Source organism: Jeotgalibacillus sp. 10bf12, from assembly GCF_055597105.1.
Map to the genome: position 1 here is coordinate 1,491,003 of NZ_CP200276.1, position 18,115 is coordinate 1,509,117.

An 18,115-nucleotide genomic window follows, 5' to 3' on the forward strand; every position below is an offset into this window, starting at 1 on the left:
CATCTTTTCGGATTTCCTTATGAAAATTATATCCTATTTCAACCCTCCAGGCTGTGTCAGAAGCATGTACGCTTTATTTTCCGGGCAGCTGCCTGATAGAATAGAGAAAACGCTCAGGAGGAAATCATGAAAACAATTGTACTTGCCGGGGGTGGGCACACACACCTTGAAGTATTACGCCGGCTCACTGCTGACCGCGATACAGATGTGAATTGGGTCCTCGTGTCAGCATCCCGCTATCATTATTATTCCGGAATGTTCTCAGGCTTTGCCGAAGGGCTCTATACACTTGAAGAAATCCGGATTGATTTGAAGAAAATATGTGAAGAAAAGAAAATACATTTTATAGAAGAAATGCTTCAATCCTTTGATCCTGAAAAACAGCAAGTCGTTCTGTCATCTGGAGAACGACTGCAGTATGACCGCCTGTCACTCGATATCGGTTCACATACTGCGCCCCGTAAAATAGAAGGACTTGCAGAAAAGCAGGTGCAGATCAAACCCGCTCATCTGTTTCCGGACCGGATCGAAGCATGCCGCAAAGCAAAAGAGCTCGTCATGATCGGCGGCGGTGCAGCAGCTGTTGAGATGGCATTCTCATTCCATCAGTGGAAGCAGCAAAGCGGCCGCAAATATGACCGCGTCACTGTGATCGCATCAAGTCAACTGATTGATCAAAAATCAGATGCTGTGATTGAAAAGCTATTTGATCACAAAGGCATCCGTTATGTTAAAGGTGAGGCTGCTGTGAAAGTAACAGACCGTTATGTCGTGACTGGAAGCGGGGAAGAGATTTTATATAATGAAGTGATCTTCCTTGGTGGAGCCCAGGCGCCTGCGCTTTTAGAGCAGTCAGGCCTGCCGGTTGATGAACAAGGCTTTATCAAAGTGAATGGCTGTCTGCAGACGTCTGATGACAGCAAGGTTTTTGCAGCAGGAGATTGCGCTGCGCTCACCACGCATCCGAAGCTGGCGAAAAGTGGAGTGTACGCAGTGCGGCAGGGAGAAGTGCTCCATCATAATCTGATTGCCAGTCTTCACCGTGAGGGAATGAAAGACTATACACCTCAGCGCCGTGCATTGATCCTGCTTTCCACAGGTGGAAAACAGGCACTGATGCTATACGGGAAGTGGCGTCAATTCGGCAGCTGGGCATGGTGGTGGAAGGACTATATCGACCGTGGTTATATGAAGAAATATCAGTGAATGGATAGAAAAAACCGGAGCGTGCTTGTGTGCACGCTCCGGTTTTTCTGTTAATAATCAGATTTAAGGTAATGGGTATATTGTCATGAAGCTTCGAACATGCCTGTCTGAACGGCGAACGTAGGTTGTTTTTCTCCGAACATTGGGCGGTAACCTTCGAACAACCGCGTCTATTCTTCGAACACCACATGTTTTTCTCCGAACCAGTTATCACCAATCACCCAGCCTTCACTGCCGATTCACTCTTCACCTTACTACGCTTCGTAAAACGGTCAACAATCGAGCTGATTGCACCATCTCCAGTCACGTTTGTAGCAGTACCAAGGCTATCCTGAGCTAGGTACAGGGCAAGCATCAGTGATGTCATTGCGCCTGAGAAGCCGAGCATGGATTCAAGCAGGCCAAGTGAAGCAACAACCGCGCCGCCCGGTACACCAGGTGCTGCGATCATTGTCACACCAAGCATCAGAATGAACGGGAAGATCTGAGTGAATGTTGCAATCTCACCCTGGATCAGCATCACTGCCATTGCACAGCTGACCAGTGTGATTGTACTTCCGGCTAAATGAATATTTGCAAGCAGTGGAACACAGAAGTCTGCTGTCTTTTCACGAACGCCCATCTTTTTAGACTGTTCAAGTGTAACAGGAATGGTTGAAGCTGATGATTGCGTACCAAGTGCTGTGAAGTAAGCAGGCATCATATTTTTCAGCATCTTAAATGGATTCTTGCCGTGCAGTGCACCTGCAGTTGAATAGATTGATACAAGGTACAGCATATGCAGTGCAATAATCATGACGAACACAAGCAGGAATACATTGATAATGGCACTCACCTGTCCGCCCTGTGTCATATTCGCAAAAATACCGAATATGTGAATAGGAAGGAGCGGGATAATGATTTTTTCAATCAGTTTTTGAATGATTGTACGGAATTCTTCAAGACCTTTTTGCAGGACGCTGTTTTTAAACGCTGAGATTCCGATTCCAAGAACAAATGACAGCAGCAATGCAGACATAATGCCCATCACAGGTGTCATTTCAATACCGAAGTATCCACCAAGTAATGCTTCTTCAGGATTTTCAAATGCTTGTGATGCTTGAGACCCTAAGAGAATGGGGTATAGGACTGTAGCGCTTAAAAAAGCAACCAGACCTGCAATAACTGTTGATGCATAAGCAACTCCGGCAGTCAGGCCAAGCGCTTTTCCGGCACCGCGACCCATGGCACCGATACCTGGGGCGATAAAGGCAATAATGATTAATGGAATTGCGAATGACAGGAATCCGCTGAAAATATCATTAAATGTTGCAGCCACTCTGATCAGCCATTCAGGACTGACACTTCCGACAGCAACACCAAGTGCAATTGCGATTACAATACGGGGGAGTAAGCCAATTTTTTTCATCATAAAGTCCTCCTGTTGTGTACAGTTGTATTTGATAGATGGATTATAACGCGATGTTTATAGCTTGTTAAGAGAAAATGCTTAAAAAATAATAATAAAATTATTTAGAATTATCAGTCTTATTAAGGGGTTGTGACATAAAAGGTAGGTTTTTTGTTATAGTAAAAAAACAAAAAATCGATTCATCAAACTCATTTCCCAAATCACAAAACGTGATAAGATGGAGGAGTATGATTTTCAACATCGCTCTGTTAAAGTCAGTTGTTGTGTATGCACAGCAGTTGATCGGAGCGTAAGGTGGCGACTCCTGCTTAAAAACGATCGTAAATGACCCCGGAAGGTCTTGATCTTCTGCCTGGTCTGAGCGTTCGTCCGAGGAAAGCGTCCCACTGGAGCGGAAATCAACAGCCAGCTTAAACTAAAGGATTTACATAGATGATCGTATTAAACAATCAAATGGAGGATTTTATACATGAAAATCAAACTATGTTTACTGTTCGGCGGTAAATCTGCAGAGCATGAAGTATCACTTCAGACAGCCAAAGCCGTCATTAAGGCACTGGATTTAACGAAATTTGACATCGACCCGGTATTTATTACAAAAGAAGGTGAGTGGAGAAAGGGATCATCACTTTCTGCGCCTGTTGAAGATGTAAAGCAGCTTCAGTTTGGAGAGCAGGCCGGAGTGTCACCTGCTGAAGCATTAACACATGTACCATCTGCACCTGAAGCAACTTACGATATCGTATTTCCATTACTTCACGGACCTAACGGCGAAGACGGAACGGTTCAGGGATTGCTTGAAGTGTTAAATGTCCCGTACGTTGGAAACGGTGTGCTCGCTTCATCAGCAGGTATGGATAAGGTTATTATGAAGAATCTGTTCAGAGATGCCGGTCTGCCGCAGGTTGACTACACATCCTTTATCCGCTCAGCGTGGGAGCAGGATAAAGAAGCAGCTTACGTGAAAACAGAAGAAGGAATCGGCTATCCGTGCTTTATTAAGCCTGCCAATCTTGGTTCAAGTGTCGGGATCAGTAAGTGTACGAACCGTGCGGAGCTTGAAGCCGGATTTGAAGAGGCATTTCAGTTTGACCGTAAAATTGTCATTGAGCAGGGTGTAAAAGCGCGTGAAATTGAACTTGGTGTGATCGGTAACGACTTCCCGGAAGTATCAGTACCAGGTGAGATTGTAGCGAAAAAAGATTTCTACGATTATAAATCGAAGTATGTCGACGGAGATTCAGTCATGATCATTCCTGCAGAACTGCCTGAAGGAATGGCTGAAGAACTTCAGCGCATGGCGAAGGTTGCATTCCAGGCGGTGGATTGCTCAGGACTTGTGCGTGCAGATTTCTTCGTGACGGATAAAAATGAAATTTTCATCAACGAAATTAATACAATGCCAGGATTTACTCCTTACAGTATGTTCCCCCTTCTATGGGAAAACACTGGCGTTCCATATGCTGAGCTGATTGAAAAGCTTGTGCAATTCGGAATCGAGCGCTATGAAGATAAACAGAAATTAAAAACTTCAATTTAAGGAGAAGTCAGTCATGAAAAAAACTTTACGCGAAATCGCTGATATCTTAGAAACGGATGCTCCTTCAGAAGAATTTGCCGGGGCGGTCGTCGAAGGCGCAAGTATCAATACACTAACGATTCAGCCGGGAAACCTTTTTGTTCCATTTAAAGGTGAAAGAACAGATGGGCACAAGTATGTCCGTCAGGCTTTTGAAAAGGGAGCAGGCGCTTCTTTATGGCAAAAAGGTGTGCCGGATGTACCGGCAGACTTACCGGTGATCTTAGTTGACGATCCTGAAAAAGCACTTCAAAAGCTCGCAGCAGCCTACCGCAAGGAAAATCATTTTAAAGTTGTTGCCATTACCGGCAGTAACGGGAAAACGACAACAAAAGATATGATCGCAGGCGTTCTTTCTACCAAATTCAGCGTGCAGAAAACAGAAGGTAACTTTAACAACAACCTCGGGCTGCCACTGACACTGCTCAACATTAAAGAATCGACTGATGTAGCGGTACTTGAAATGGGTATGAGCGGATTTGGTGAAATCGAATTGTTAAGTCAGATTGCAACACCGGATATTGCAGTCATTACAAATATTGGTGAATCACACCTTCAGGACCTCGGTTCAAGAGAAAATATCGCGAAAGCAAAGTTTGAAATCATTTCAGGTTTAAATGAAAACGGCATCCTGTTTTACTACGGAGATGAGCCATTATTAAAGAACCTGGTTGATCAGACTGAAGGCTTGAAATGCGCATCGTATGGCTATAAGGATACGAATGGTCTGTATCCGAGAAACACTGAAATCGATGATGCAGGCAGCCGTGTTCAGCTTGGAACTGAGGAAACCTGGGTATCGATCCCGGTCCTCGGCAGACACAATGTACTGAACGGACTTGCTACAGTCCGCACAGCGCTTCACCTTGGTCTGACGCTTGAAGAGATTGAAGAAGGCTTCGCTAAAACTGAAATGACATCCATGAGAATGGAGCGCGTTGAAGGGTCTAACGGCGAAGTATTTATCAATGATGCTTATAATGCGAGCCCGACTTCAATGCTTGCGGCACTTCAATTTCTTGAAGAAGCAAAAGCGGAAGGTAAAAAAATCGCAGTGCTTGGGGATATGCTGGAGCTTGGTGACAACGAAGAAGAGTTCCACCGTGAAATCGGTCAGAAGATCAATTTTAACGAAATCCCTGTGCTGCTTACATTTGGTCCGCGTTCAAGATGGCTGGCAGAAGAAGCAATTGAAAGAACCCCGTTAGTATACTGGTTCGATCAGCATGCTGAGCTTATCGCAGAACTGAAAAAGCATCTATCTGAAGGTGACATCGTACTTGTGAAAGGTTCACGCGGAATGGAGCTTGAAAAAGTGATTGAGGCATTTAAATAAAATACCTGTGAAGCCGTCCTGTGGGGCGGCTTTTTGCTGTTAGCCTGCTATGTAATGGCGCTCGATGATGGTGAGGAGGGCAGTCAAATGTGCGGGTAAGGCACTCAGTGGCTGTGTGACAGCACTCGATCCGGGTGTTTCGCTACGTCAACCGGAAATACACCTGCTTCGATCGCGCACATATAGCGTTCGAATGCCGCACCCACTTTATGCCTTTCAGAAACATGACTGTAGTGTCTGAAAGACATCAAGCTAGGGGGATGGCACCCGGATTGGCACCCTGCAGCACTCAACCCTGGTGTATCACTACGTCAACGCTCGGATCGTATACCTCGCCGGTGAAAACACATACCTCAACAGCCAATACACATGCATACAGATTCAAAAACACATAATATGGGTATAAAAACGATAGAAGATTGAACGGAGGGAAGTCATGGGACAGACAGGATGCCTGCTGCTTCACGGATTTACCGGCGGTGCTTATGAAGTGAATCCGCTGGCAAGATATTTACGGGAGCATACGGACTGGATTATTTCAGTACCAGTACTGCCAGGACACGGCAGAAACCTCAGGCTGCATGAGACGAATGCTGTGGAGTGGATTACGTATGCAGAGGAAGAACTGAAAAGATTATATATGTACTGCGATGAAATCTACGTTGTAGGCTTTTCTATGGGCGGGCTGATTGCAGCTTATCTGACCATTCATTATCCGGTTAAAAAGCTCGTATTACTAAGCGCAGCCGCATTATATATCAACCCCAAGCAGATTTTCAGCGATGTCAGAACAGTGATTTCAGATACAGTGCGAAGAAGGCTGAATGAAAATGAATGGTTTGGTCATTATAAATATAAGCTTTTTCATACACCGATTCGCTCAACAATAGAATTCAGACGGTTGGCCTCCTATGTAGTACCACTGCTTCCGAAGATACGCGTGCCTGTTTTCATTGCGCAGGGGGGGATGGACGGGATCGTGCCTCCAAAAGCAGCAAGATTCGTCTATGATCGCGTCGGAACTTATCAAAAAAGATTATATTTATCAAAATCGTCGAAACACCTGATCTGCTACGGGTCCGACTGTGACAAGCTTTTTCATGAGATCGCTTTCTTTTTAAAACAGGAGAAAGTTCCCGACAATGGATGATTGTGTTTTGAAAATAGACATGATAAGATACGTAAGACATCTGCTACAATTAGCAATTAGCTCTCTTATTTATAAGAAGAGTGTGATATAACTTTTAAATGCGTCAAGCGGAATTTTCCGTTATGGACCAAATATGTCCTGCGTATTTTTGATGGTTGTCTTTAACCAGCATGAAAGACCAATTGAACGATTGGCATCTCTGACGCACTCGGCCTCGTACCGAGTTTTCTTTTTGGGGAAGAAATGCCCCTAGTTATTTTAACCGTTAAGGACAACGAATAAAGGCTGTCGCAGTCTTCTGAGCGATCTTAGCTATGTGTATGAAATAGATGATTCACAAAACAAAGGAGAATGAAGGATTTGACACTTTTTTCAGAACTACCAATTAGTCCAGTAATCCAGAAATCAATTAAACGTATGGGATTTGAAGAGGCAACGCCGATTCAGGCTGGCACAATTCCACTATCAGCAGAAGGTAAAGACATTATCGGGCAGGCGCAGACAGGAACAGGTAAAACGGCTGCATTCGGTATTCCTATGCTTGAAAAAGTGGATACTAAATCACAAAGCATTCAGGGTCTGATCATCGCACCAACGCGTGAGCTTGCGATTCAGGTTTCTGAAGAGCTTTACAAAATCGGCAGCGACAAGCGTGTGCGTGTACTTTCTGTATATGGCGGACAGGACATTCAGCGTCAGATTCGCGCAATGAAAAAGGCGCCACATATTATCGTAGGTACACCTGGTCGTCTTCTTGACCACATTAACCGTCGTACACTTAAGCTTGACCAGGTTCAGACACTTGTTCTTGATGAAGCGGATGAAATGCTTAACATGGGCTTCATCGACGATATCGAATCAATTCTTAAAAACGTTCCGGAAACTCGCCAGACACTATTGTTCTCAGCAACAATGCCTGGACCGATCCGTAAGATTGCTGAACGTTTCATGAAGAACCCTGAAGTTGTAAAAGTTCAGGCGAAGGAAATGACTGTTGAAAACATCGAGCAGTTCTTCGTAAAAGCGCATGAGCGTGAGAAGTTCGACGTACTTTCACGTCTGATCAACGTTCAATCACCTGAGCTTGCAATCGTATTCGGACGTACAAAGCGTCGCGTTGACGAGCTTGCACGTGCACTTGAAATCCGCGGCTACATGGCTGAAGGAATTCACGGTGACCTTACACAGACGAAGCGTATGAGCGTACTGAAGAAGTTCAAAGAAGGCCGTATTGACGTACTAGTTGCGACAGACGTTGCTGCACGTGGACTTGATATTTCAGGCGTAACTCACGTATATAACTATGATATCCCTCAGGATCCTGAAAGCTACGTTCACCGTATTGGACGTACAGGCCGTGCAGGTAAAAAAGGTATGGCGATGACATTCGTTACACCACGTGAAATGAACTACCTTCGCGTTGTTGAACAAACAACGAAGAAGAAGATGGAGCAAATGCGTCCACCAAGTTCATCAGAAGCACTTGAAGGTCTTCAGCGCGCAGCTGTTGATGAGCTGAAAGAAACGCTTAAGAAGAACAACCTTGAAGAGTACAAAGTACTTGCACGTGAGCTATTAAACGACGGTGAGGAATCATTGGATCTAATCGCTGCTGCTCTTAAGATTCTTACAAAAGAGCCAGACGAAACACCAATCGACATCACACCTGAGCGCCCGCTTTCTTCTAAGAAGAAATCATACCGCAAAGATGACAAAAAGTTCGGCAACCGCGGTGGAAACCGTGGCGGTAAAGGCGGAGGCGGCGGCAAGCCGTACAACAGCCGTCAGCGCCAGCCAAAGCGTCAATCACGCGAAGGGTAATTAGAAAAGCGTAAGGCGCTTGGTCAGCTCACAGCACCATAAGCTGAACAAAACCTAAAAACAGCCCAGGCAATCGCCTGGGCTGTTTTCTGCTTTAAAAAGTACGGGTGCTGTTTACCGTTGTAGCGGTGAATTGAATCACTCACACAATTAATTGGTTCAGCGGTCACATTAATTGAATCACCTCAACACGTAATTGAACGCACCACCAGCCGTCTCCCAGCCCTATTCTTCAAAGCTGAATTCCCCAAACATAACAAAAAAACTGCCCCGGAAAGTTGCCCGGAGCAGCTATTTATTCACGTTCCTGAGATGTGTACTTAACCCCATTCACCTGCAGCATGCCATCAATCTTCGGAAAAGCGCTGATCATATGTCCATTTCTGACAAACAACAGATCTTCACCATCGCTCATATTGAAAATAAATGTCTCGTGTTCAACATCATCATTTGCTCTGAGCATGACTGCACTCTCAATGTCACTCCACTCATACTCAGTAGAAGTAATCGAAAGCAGCCCGTTGTGAATGATTTTTTCTTCTCTTAATATGGAGTAGTTTGTCACGCTTACTACGAGAAGCAGCCCAGACAGAATTAAAGCGGTAAAGCCTGTTGCTTTATATGCTTTTCCTTCTTTGTACATCATGAAGAAAAACAAAGACAGCAGAACGCCAAAGATGCCAAACAGCACGTTAGAGATGATCGGTGTCTGAATCAAGATGATGTCCCCATAAGAGAAAAACAGATAGTGGAGTAAGTTTGGTCCGATAAATCCAAAGATAATTGCAGATATAAATGTAATCACACTCAGTACAATCCACATCATATTTCCTTCGTGAAATTCCTGGTTCATAGAGATCCCCCTTACAATATTTACATATCTACTATACAGAAAATTTCCATAAAAAGTTTCACTTTTTCAAAAATTTACTCTGAAAACTTTTGAAACATATGTACAGGGAGGTTCGTATGATAGAGTAGGTACATAAGAGACATTAGATAGGAGAGAATACGATGGGGAGACAGGAGCCTAAAATGAGAATTTCAGAACGGGCATTAACCGTCTGGAGACTATATGGCTGGATATCTGCAGCTTTTACACTGCTGGCAGGTGCTGGTGTCACAACGCTTGCGCTGATCTTCGACTGGTCAGTATGGTTCATCGTCGGCTCAGCGGCTGCATTAGTGCTTGAAATTATATTATTCGTATTTGTATTGCCGACGCTGAAGTGGAAGCGCTGGCGCTATGAAGTAAGGGATGAGGAAATTGAGCTGCAGCACGGGATTTTTGTCGTGACACGTACGCTTGTGCCGATGGTCCGTGTACAGCACGTTGATACGGAACAGGGACCGATTCTAAGGAAATACAGGCTGGCAACGATCAGCATTTCAACTGCAGCGACACTGCATCAGATTCCGGCACTTGATATCGATGAGGCGGACCAGCTGAGAGATTCGATATCTGCTTTAGCAAGGGTGGCTGAGGACGATGTCTGAGGAAAAACGTCTGCATCCGATTACCACTGTATTAAATGCACTGAAAACGTTAAGAGAAGCATTTATTCCAATTGTCATTTTAGTCTTTTTAAATCGTGGAGAAGCTGAATCAATTCTGGATTACCTGCCGTATTTCATCATGGGTGCGATGATTATACTTTTTTTATTCATCGGGGTGATCAAGTGGTGGCGATTTAAATACTGGATTGAAGAGGGAGAGCTCAGAATTGAGCAAGGCCTTTTCGTAAAGAAAAAACGATACATTCCCTTTGAGCGGATTCAAAGCCTGAATTATACAGAAGGCATTTTACACCGCCCATTAAAGTTAGTCAAAATCAAAGTTGAAACTGCGGGAAGCTCTGCCAACCTTGATTCGGAGGCTGAGCTGACTGCGATTACAAAGCAGGAAGCCGACGAACTGAACCGGATCATTTCAACCGCTAAAAAGAAGCTGAAGGAAGAACAATCAGAACTGACTGAGGGCGAAGAATTTGTTGAGCAGGAGCCTGAAGAGCATATCCTCTACAAGATGAGCCCGAAAGACCTGATTGTTATGGCCACAACATCTGGCGGAGCAGGGGTAGTGATTGGTGGTATTCTGATCTTCCTCTCCCAATTTGGAGAAGTGATTCCATTTGAAGCAGTATTTGCAGAGCTCGTTGACTTTGTAGAAGCCGGCTTCCTTCTCGCGGGAATTGTTGCCGTACTTGTGTTCTTCTTCGCATGGCTGATCGCAGTTGGTATGACATTCCTGCGCTATGCTCATTTCACGGTCAAACTCGTGGACAAGGATATCGTCATTACCCGCGGACTGCTTGAGAAGAAGCAGACAACGGTGCCGCTGAAAAGAATTCAGGGGATTACCTTTGACCAGAACGTAATAAGAGAGCCGTTCGGGTACACATCTGTGACAATCGAAAGTGCGGGCGGTTCAGTGCTTGAAAAGGATTCAAACGCAATCCGTCTTCTTCCGATGATCCGTGAAAAAGAAACGTATGCCATCCTGGATCAGATTTTACCTGATTATCACTGGAAAACAGAATTTACAGGCGTGCCAAAGCGCGCATTAAAACGGTATATTTTCTGGAAAATGCTATTTTCACTTGTGATCATCGGACCGGTATCCTACTTCTTTTTCCCGCTTGGACTGGCTTCATTAATCCTGATTCCACTTGCTGTGATATTAGGTTTTTGGCAGTATAAAACAGCGGGCTGGAGCGCATCACGCGATCAGCTGACCATGAAGTTCCGCGGGATCAGTAAACAGATCGTATATATGAAAAAGAAACGTGTTCAGTCACTTGAATGGACACAGACCATCTTCCAGCGAAAAGGGAACGTTGCAACGATTCATTCAACGATCAAGTCCTATACCAGCGGAAGTCACAGCAGCATCGCGCACATCGCAAAAGAAGATGCAGACCTGATGATGGACTGGTACAGCCCTGAAGCGGAAGTGAAAAAGGTGCACGAACCGGGCCTTGAGCCTGAAATCGAAACATATTAAAAAAGCCTGGAGCGCAGCCGCTCCAGGCTTTTTTTCTATTCGCGCCGGCGCTGCTGGAAAATGAACAGGCCGATGAATATTCCCGCAATCAGTCCTGCAATATGCGCCGTCACGTTAATATTTGAGCTGAAAAATGTCATCACAACACTGATCACAATGATCGGTACCATGACCTGTCTGATTTCCATCGGTGCAGCCTGCTTATAGATCAGCCAGATTGCTGCATACAGACCGAATAATCCGAAGATCGCACCACTTGCTCCGACTGAAGAGTAAAACGGCGGCTGCAGCACCCAGGTTGCAACGTTCGCAATAATTCCTGCAAGCATGTACACCACAATAAATTGAACCGAACCCAGCAGTCGTTCAAGCGCCGGAGCAAACAGTACGAGTGAAAATGTATTAAACAACACGTGAAACAAGTCTGCATGTGCAAAAATCGGCGTAACCAGACGATAGTATTCACCCTCAGAGATCAAACCATTAATGCCTGCCAGTGTAAAAAGTATCTCATTACCAAGCCCGCCCGGCAGAGAAGTCGCAATAAACACAAGCGCATGTATTAAAATTAACACTGATACGACAGGGTAAAACCTGATAAACTGTGATAAGCTTTCAGTACGTAAAAACAAATGAAATCCTCCCTGTAACTGATTATTACTATCATACAGGATTCTATACGAAAAAGGTGACTCAGATGATTCATGGAATCGGCTTGGATATCGTAGAAATTGAACGGATCGCCACACTTTTAGACAGACAGCCGAAAATCGCCCGGCGCGTGCTGACAGCAATGGAGCTCAGGCAATTTAACGAGCTCGGTGTGAAGCGGAGAGTTGAATTCCTTTCAGGGCGCTTCGCCGTAAAAGAGGCCTATGCAAAAGCAATCGGCTGCGGCATTGGCCGCGAACTGTCATTTCAGGATATCGAAATTGTCAAAGAACCATCCGGCCGGCCGTTTATCAGGCATCCGGAATATAAAGTACACGTAAGTATTACCCATACAAAAGAATACGCCGCCGCGCAGGTGGTAGTGGAAAAGACAGACGCTTAGATCAGGCGTCTGTTTTTTGTATTTGATCATTCATCAACTTTCAAAAGGCGTTCCACTGTAACAGCCCGCCCCTCTTGATGCACTTGGGTAACTAAAAGATTTAAAGACTGTGACTTAAGGGCATGGAGTGCCGGGGGCCAGCACGGGAGCTTAATGTGGGGATGATCGCGGGGGGCTGCGGTTGTTTATTTCCATCACCTTTTAGATGATTCGCACGCCCTCGCCATCCGGAGCTAATCAAGCGCCTTCCACTTTTCTTTGTCCAGCTCCAGCGCCTAGACCCTCGAGTCATAAGTCAACCTGAGAAAACGGGAAAAGTCACCCGTTTTTCTCAGGTCGCCTTATGCTTGTCGGGTCTGAACAAGGCGCTTCCACTTTTCCGATTGTCCAGCTCCAGGCGCTAGCTCCTCGGATCATAAGCCACGCATCGGTAAACGGGGAAAACCACCCGTTTTCCGCTCCGCGTCTTATGTCTGTCGGAGCTGACCAATCGCCTTCCACTTTTCTTTGTCCAGCTCCAGCAGGCAGGTCCTCGAGTCATAAGCTGTGATGAGAAAATGGGATAGGTCACCCATTTCTCTCATCACATCTTATGCTTGTCGGATCTGAACGCCTGCTTCCGCTTTTCTAATTGTCCAGCTCCAGGCGCTAGCTCCTCGGATCATAAGCCACGCATCGGTAAACGGGGAAAACCACCCGTTTTCCGCTCCGCGTCTTATGTCTGTCGGAGCTGACCAAGCGCCTTCCACTTTTCCAAGTCATACAAGCACCCCCTGCCTCATACACTTAAAGTGCATTCGCAACGACGCTTAATGAGTGAAGGGGAGGAAACCATGAAGAAAATCGCTCTCTGTTTGATAACGGTCTTTTTAGTGATGCTGCTAGCTGCGTGCGGTGAGAAGACGAGGGAGGAAGCGGCTCAGGATTTAATGGACAAGGTGGAGACGGCGGAAAGCTATAAAGCAAAGGCGAAGATGGTCTTTAGCACTGGTGAGACGCCACAGGAGTATGATGTGGAAGTATGGCATATGAAGCCGCATTTTTACAGAGTGCATCTGAAACATGCGGAGGATAAGCAAAGCCAGATGATTATCAGGAATGATGAGGGTGTTTTTGTACTGACGCCTGCCCTGAATAAGAGCTTCCGTTTCCAGAGTGACTGGCCTGCAAATGGCAGCCAGGCGTATTTAGCGGAATCACTTGTGAAGGATATTCAGGAGGACAAGGAAGCAGTATTTACTGAGAAAGAAGGAAAGTATGTATTTGATACAAAAACAAGGTACAAGCATCAGCATATGTTCCCGCTCCAGCAGGTGATATTTGATAAGAAAACCCTCGCACCGACTGATGTAAAGGTGAAGGATGGAGAAGGAAATGTGAAGATTGAGCTGAGCTTCAGTGAAGTGGATTATGAAGCAACATTTGAAAAGAGTGATTTTAATCTTGAGAAAAATATGATGAGTGCACAGCTTGAAATGCCGGTGTCAGGTGATGGCGAGGAAATAGAGGATTGGGCGGTTTTATACCCGACAGCTGAGATTGAGGGAGCCGCGCTGAAAGAAGAAAAGGAAGTGAAAACAGATAACGGAAGCCGTATGATTCTGACGTATGAGGGAGCAAAAAATTATACGATTATTCAGGAGAAGCTTGATGCGGCGCCAGTGATGCTGACAACAACTGATGCGACAGGAGAAATGGCGGATCTCGGGTTTGCTGTCGGTGCAATGACAGAGAATTCGCTTGAGTGGACGTATAATGGGGTGAGTTACCTGCTCGCTTCACATGACCTGACGCAGGAGGAAATGCTCGAAGTCGCTCGCTCAGTTCAGGGGTCTATGATAAAATAACGGCATCCAAACAGGAATACATCCTGTGACAAGAGAAGGTGCCAAATGATGAGAAATGAATTTCACCGTGATACATGGATTAAAGTAGATCTTGATGCGATTCAATATAATATCAGTCAGCTGTCAAATCAACTGAATCAGGACACAGTGATTATGGCTGTTGTAAAAGCCAATGCTTATGGACATGGCTATCTTGAAGTGGCAGAAGCAGCACTTGAGAGTGGAGCGGAATGGCTGGCAGTTGCATTTTTGGATGAAGCACTTTTTCTGAGAAAGCACGGCTTTACCGCTCCTATCCTGGTGCTTGGTGCTACACGTCCTGACGATGCAGGCCTTGCTGCAGCGCATGGGATCCGTCTGACAGTGTTCTCGGCGGACTGGATCAGGTCAGCGCGGGAATTTCTTGATCATACACTGAGTATTCATTTGAAAATAGATACGGGTATGGGTCGTCTTGGTTTTACCGATCTGCAGGAGGCGAAAGAAGCAGAAGCGATTGCCTCTGATGACAGTTATCTGAACATTGAGGGTGTCTTTACCCACTTTGCTACAGCGGACGAGCCGGACCGCGCTTATGCTGATCAGCAGCACGAACGATTTCTTGAGTTCCTGAATGGTTTTAAGAAAAAACCGGAAATGGTTCACGCTTCTAACAGTGCGGGTGCATTTCTACGGGATAATTCCGCTTTTAATGCAGTGCGCTTCGGGATTTCAATGTATGGGCTTGTGCCTTCAGGGGATATTCGCAGTGAAATGCCGGTCCCATTGAAACCTGCGCTTTCGCTCTATACAAAAATGGTTCAGGTGAAAAAGCTGAAGCAGGGAGAAAAGGTCAGCTATGGTGCAACGTATACTGCAGAGCAGGATGAATGGATTGCCACGCTTCCGATTGGCTATGCTGACGGATGGATCAGGCAGATGCAGGGCTTTGAAGTGCTTGCAGGGGAGCACCGGGCTGAGATCATCGGACGGGTCTGTATGGATCAGTGTATGATCCGGCTTCCGTTTGAAATGAAGGAAGGGACTGTCGTCACACTTGTCGGAGACGTCCCAGGCGACCGGATCCTGCTTGATGATATCGCAGCGCATAATGGTACCATTCATTACGAATCCGCCTGTCTGCTGACTGCGAGAGTACCAAGAATGTATAGGAAAAATGGATTAATTGACAAAGTCTTCAATCATCTGAAGTAATCATTTTTGCAAAGAATTGTCAGATATTTTATGAGATTACCTTTTCAGGTTCCACATTTAGTGTTAATATAAACATGGACTTGAATGATGAATGAACAAAAGAATAATTGTTTCAAAAAAAATAGGTATGCATATGATGGTGGAGGTGTAGTTTGTGTCGGAATCCAGCGCAACATCAGAAATCTTGGTACGATTACCAAAGCAACTGCTTACAGAACTGGAAGCGTTTGCCGAACAGGAAGAATTAAGCTGCAGTGATTGCATTTATCGCGCAACAAAAGCTTATGTCCGTGACAGACGCCGTAAACAAACTCAAGATGCGATGCGCCGGGGCTATATGGAAATGGCGAAGATCAACTTGTCAATGGCTTCGGAAGCACTTCAGGCAGAATACGAAGCAGACCATACCATTGAACGATTGGTAAGTGGAGGATAACGCTTTGATAGTGAAGCGTGGAGACGTATTTTTTGCTGACCTATCTCCCGTTGTCGGTTCAGAGCAAGGTGGAGTCCGCCCCGTTCTCATCATCCAAAACGACATCGGAAATCGGTTTAGTCCCACAGTAGTGGTCGCGGCAATTACAGCACAAATTCAAAAAGCTAAGCTTCCTACCCACGTTGAAATCAGCTCGAAGCGTAACGGCTTTGAACGTGATTCAGTTATTTTGCTGGAACAGATCAGGACATTAGACAAACAACGATTAACAGACAAAATAACCCATCTGGATGACGAGACGATGGAAAAGGTAGACGAGGCGCTTCAGATCAGCCTTGGCTTGGTAGACCTCTAATGTGGAAAACGCTCTTTGTGGGGCGTTTTTTTCTTATGAATAGACCATTGCGTCTCACTCATCTATAATAGAACATAAGTACGAAAACAGAATGATAGGTTAGAGGTGAATTTTTTGTATAACAAGATAACCGGGCATATAGAAGAGCACCGCGAAGAGCTCGAGAAGATCTGGAAAGAAAAGCTGATCAGTGATGCGGATTCACGTATTATCGATGTCATGCCACAGCACATATTTGAAACAACCAGCAGTGAATTTTTCGATATCATTCTGCTGAACCTGAAAGATAAAGAGAAAGAATATAAGCAAATGCTCAGACACTTTTCTGACAAAATAGTCAGACTGGGCTGGCCGGTTGCACTTGTTGTAAAAGGATTGAGAGAATTTGTACATACCGTGCAGGAAAACTTAGTCCAATATGGAAGTATAGATAAAGAGAACGAAGGCGAATATCTGGAGTTGCTCGATAAGTGGATGACACCAGTATCGAATGAAATTATCCAGACTTACGCTGAAACATGGGAGAAAACAGTATCACTACAGAAAATGGCGCTTCAGGAACTTTCAGCACCGCTGATCCCGGTTGTTGATCAGATTTCTGTCATGCCGCTTGTGGGTACCATTGATACAGAGCGGGCTAGACTTGTAATGGAAAATCTGCTTGACGGAGTAGTCAGCCACCGTGCTGAGGTCGTGCTGATAGACATTACAGGCGTGCCGGTTGTCGATACAATGGTTGCTCATCATATTATTCAGGCGGCAGAAGCAGTTCACCTTGTCGGAGCGAAATGCATGCTTGTCGGAATCCGTCCTGAAATTGCCCAGACGATTGTCAATCTGGGAATTGACCTGGACCGTTTCATTACGACCAGCACGATGAAAAAAGGTGTAGAGCTTGCGCTTGAGATGACAGGCAGAAAAATAGTGGAATTGGAGGGGTAAACAGTGAGGATTCCTATTTTAAAACTGAACGATTGCCTTTTGATTTCGATTCAATGGGAGCTGGACGACCAGACTGCCCTTGAATTTCAGGAAGATTTATTGAAAAGAATTCATGAAACCAATGCACGCGGAGTTGTGATTGATATTACATCAATTGACTTTATCGACTCATTTATCGCAAAGGTGCTTGGTGATGTGATTAATATGTCCAGACTCATGGGTGCGAAAGTGGTCATCACAGGGATCCAGCCGGCAGTTGCCATTACACTGATCGAGCTTGGAATCAGACTTGATGATGTCATGACGGCACTTGATCTGGAAAAAGGTTTAGAGAAACTACAACAGGAATTGGGGGACTGACCATATGGAAACCCAATCCTGTGTATCCATTCTAAATGAATGGGATATCGTAGCTGCACGGCAGCTCGGTAGAAATGTAGCCAAAGAGCTGGGATTTGGAACCGTGGATCAGGCTAGAATTACAACAGCCATCAGTGAACTTGCCCGAAATATTTACCTCTATGCAGGAGAAGGTCAGTTGTGTATCGACCGGCTGAATGAAAATGGTAAAGCAGGGCTTAGGATTATCGCACTGGATAAAGGTCCAGGTATTCCGGATATCAGAAAAGTAATGGAAGACGGTTTTTCAACTTCAGGGGGTCTGGGTGCTGGCCTGCCGGGTGTAAGAAGATTGATGGATGATTTCAACATTGATTCTAACCCTGGTGAAGGTACAGACATCCGCGCGACGAAATGGCTCCGATAGGAGGGGCATTTGAC

Annotated in this window: 18 protein-coding genes; 15 read left to right on the top strand and 3 right to left on the bottom strand. The window is 45.3% G+C overall.

Translation table 11 applies throughout. From position 1 onward, the window contains the following. Window positions 1-126: 126 nt before the first annotated feature. Window positions 127-1,206, top strand: a complete 1,080-nt coding sequence (locus tag DH10bf12_RS07815; RefSeq protein ID WP_471737950.1) for an NAD(P)/FAD-dependent oxidoreductase — start codon at window positions 127-129, stop codon at window positions 1,204-1,206. Between the two features lie 217 nt (window positions 1,207-1,423). Here DH10bf12_RS07815 and DH10bf12_RS07820 read toward each other — a convergent pair whose 3' ends face one another. Further along, window positions 1,424-2,614, bottom strand: a complete 1,191-nt coding sequence (locus DH10bf12_RS07820) for a dicarboxylate/amino acid:cation symporter (protein WP_471737951.1) — start codon at window positions 2,612-2,614, stop codon at window positions 1,424-1,426. Window positions 2,615-3,086: 472 nt separating this feature from the next. On the opposite strand from DH10bf12_RS07820, the gene DH10bf12_RS07825 reads away from it, so the two are divergent. From DH10bf12_RS07825 to cshA, 4 genes are all read left to right on the top strand, one after another. After that, the gene (locus tag DH10bf12_RS07825) at window positions 3,087-4,157 is read left to right on the top strand and encodes a D-alanine--D-alanine ligase (protein ID WP_471737952.1); all 1,071 of its coding nucleotides are present in this window, start codon (window positions 3,087-3,089) and stop codon (window positions 4,155-4,157) included. 13 nt (window positions 4,158-4,170) lie between these two features. Further along, window positions 4,171-5,532, top strand: a complete 1,362-nt coding sequence (locus tag DH10bf12_RS07830) for a UDP-N-acetylmuramoyl-tripeptide--D-alanyl-D-alanine ligase (protein ID WP_471737953.1) — start codon at window positions 4,171-4,173, stop codon at window positions 5,530-5,532. A gap of 436 nt (window positions 5,533-5,968) precedes the next feature. Beyond that, the gene (locus DH10bf12_RS07835; protein WP_471737954.1) at window positions 5,969-6,682 is read left to right on the top strand and encodes an alpha/beta hydrolase; all 714 of its coding nucleotides are present in this window, start codon (window positions 5,969-5,971) and stop codon (window positions 6,680-6,682) included. A gap of 360 nt (window positions 6,683-7,042) precedes the next feature. Then, entirely contained in the window at window positions 7,043-8,503 is a 1,461-nt protein-coding gene (gene cshA / locus DH10bf12_RS07840) for a degradosome RNA helicase CshA (protein WP_471737955.1), read from the top strand. A 295-nt stretch (window positions 8,504-8,798) separates the two neighbouring features. Here the strand turns inward: cshA and DH10bf12_RS07845 are convergent, their stop codons facing one another. Beyond that, the gene (locus tag DH10bf12_RS07845) at window positions 8,799-9,356 is read right to left on the bottom strand and encodes a hypothetical protein (protein WP_471737956.1); all 558 of its coding nucleotides are present in this window, start codon (window positions 9,354-9,356) and stop codon (window positions 8,799-8,801) included. A gap of 161 nt (window positions 9,357-9,517) precedes the next feature. Between DH10bf12_RS07845 and DH10bf12_RS07850 the strand changes: the two genes are divergently transcribed. Both DH10bf12_RS07850 and DH10bf12_RS07855 read left to right on the top strand, forming a co-directional pair. Beyond that, window positions 9,518-10,000: a PH domain-containing protein gene (locus DH10bf12_RS07850; RefSeq protein ID WP_471737957.1), complete on the top strand. Its 483-nt coding sequence runs from the start codon at window positions 9,518-9,520 to the stop codon at window positions 9,998-10,000. After that, window positions 9,993-11,507 (top strand): PH domain-containing protein, encoded by a 1,515-nt coding sequence (locus DH10bf12_RS07855; protein WP_471737958.1) that lies wholly within the window; start codon window positions 9,993-9,995, stop codon window positions 11,505-11,507. The genes DH10bf12_RS07850 and DH10bf12_RS07855 overlap by 8 nt, the downstream gene beginning before the upstream one ends. 35 nt (window positions 11,508-11,542) lie before the next feature. Here DH10bf12_RS07855 and DH10bf12_RS07860 read toward each other — a convergent pair whose 3' ends face one another. Beyond that, window positions 11,543-12,139: a rhomboid family intramembrane serine protease gene (locus DH10bf12_RS07860; protein WP_471737959.1), complete on the bottom strand. Its 597-nt coding sequence runs from the start codon at window positions 12,137-12,139 to the stop codon at window positions 11,543-11,545. A 65-nt stretch (window positions 12,140-12,204) separates the two neighbouring features. Here DH10bf12_RS07860 and acpS point away from each other — a divergent pair, with 65 nt between their 5' ends. From acpS to DH10bf12_RS07900, 8 genes are all read left to right on the top strand, one after another. Next, window positions 12,205-12,561 (top strand): holo-ACP synthase, encoded by a 357-nt coding sequence (gene acpS / locus DH10bf12_RS07865; RefSeq protein WP_471737960.1) that lies wholly within the window; start codon window positions 12,205-12,207, stop codon window positions 12,559-12,561. Between the two features lie 833 nt (window positions 12,562-13,394). After that, on the top strand, window positions 13,395-14,408 hold the full coding sequence (locus tag DH10bf12_RS07870; protein ID WP_471737961.1) for a LolA family protein: 1,014 nt from the start codon (window positions 13,395-13,397) through the stop codon (window positions 14,406-14,408). 48 nt (window positions 14,409-14,456) lie between these two features. Then, window positions 14,457-15,602 carry an alanine racemase gene (gene alr, locus DH10bf12_RS07875; RefSeq protein WP_471737962.1) on the top strand — a complete coding sequence of 382 codons (1,146 nt, stop codon included), beginning with the start codon at window positions 14,457-14,459 and terminating at the stop codon, window positions 15,600-15,602. A gap of 154 nt (window positions 15,603-15,756) precedes the next feature. After that, window positions 15,757-16,038 carry a CopG family ribbon-helix-helix protein gene (locus tag DH10bf12_RS07880; RefSeq protein ID WP_039807347.1) on the top strand — a complete coding sequence of 94 codons (282 nt, stop codon included), beginning with the start codon at window positions 15,757-15,759 and terminating at the stop codon, window positions 16,036-16,038. A gap of 4 nt (window positions 16,039-16,042) precedes the next feature. Next, on the top strand, window positions 16,043-16,393 hold the full coding sequence (locus DH10bf12_RS07885; RefSeq protein WP_039807348.1) for a type II toxin-antitoxin system PemK/MazF family toxin: 351 nt from the start codon (window positions 16,043-16,045) through the stop codon (window positions 16,391-16,393). A 114-nt stretch (window positions 16,394-16,507) separates the two neighbouring features. Then, window positions 16,508-17,335: an STAS domain-containing protein gene (locus DH10bf12_RS07890; protein ID WP_471737963.1), complete on the top strand. Its 828-nt coding sequence runs from the start codon at window positions 16,508-16,510 to the stop codon at window positions 17,333-17,335. 3 nt (window positions 17,336-17,338) lie between these two features. Next, window positions 17,339-17,695 (top strand): STAS domain-containing protein, encoded by a 357-nt coding sequence (locus tag DH10bf12_RS07895; RefSeq protein ID WP_039807352.1) that lies wholly within the window; start codon window positions 17,339-17,341, stop codon window positions 17,693-17,695. Window positions 17,696-17,699: 4 nt separating this feature from the next. Continuing rightward, window positions 17,700-18,101, top strand: coding sequence for an anti-sigma regulatory factor (locus DH10bf12_RS07900; RefSeq protein ID WP_471737964.1), 402 nt, complete (start codon window positions 17,700-17,702; stop codon window positions 18,099-18,101). Window positions 18,102-18,115: the final 14 nt, after the last annotated feature.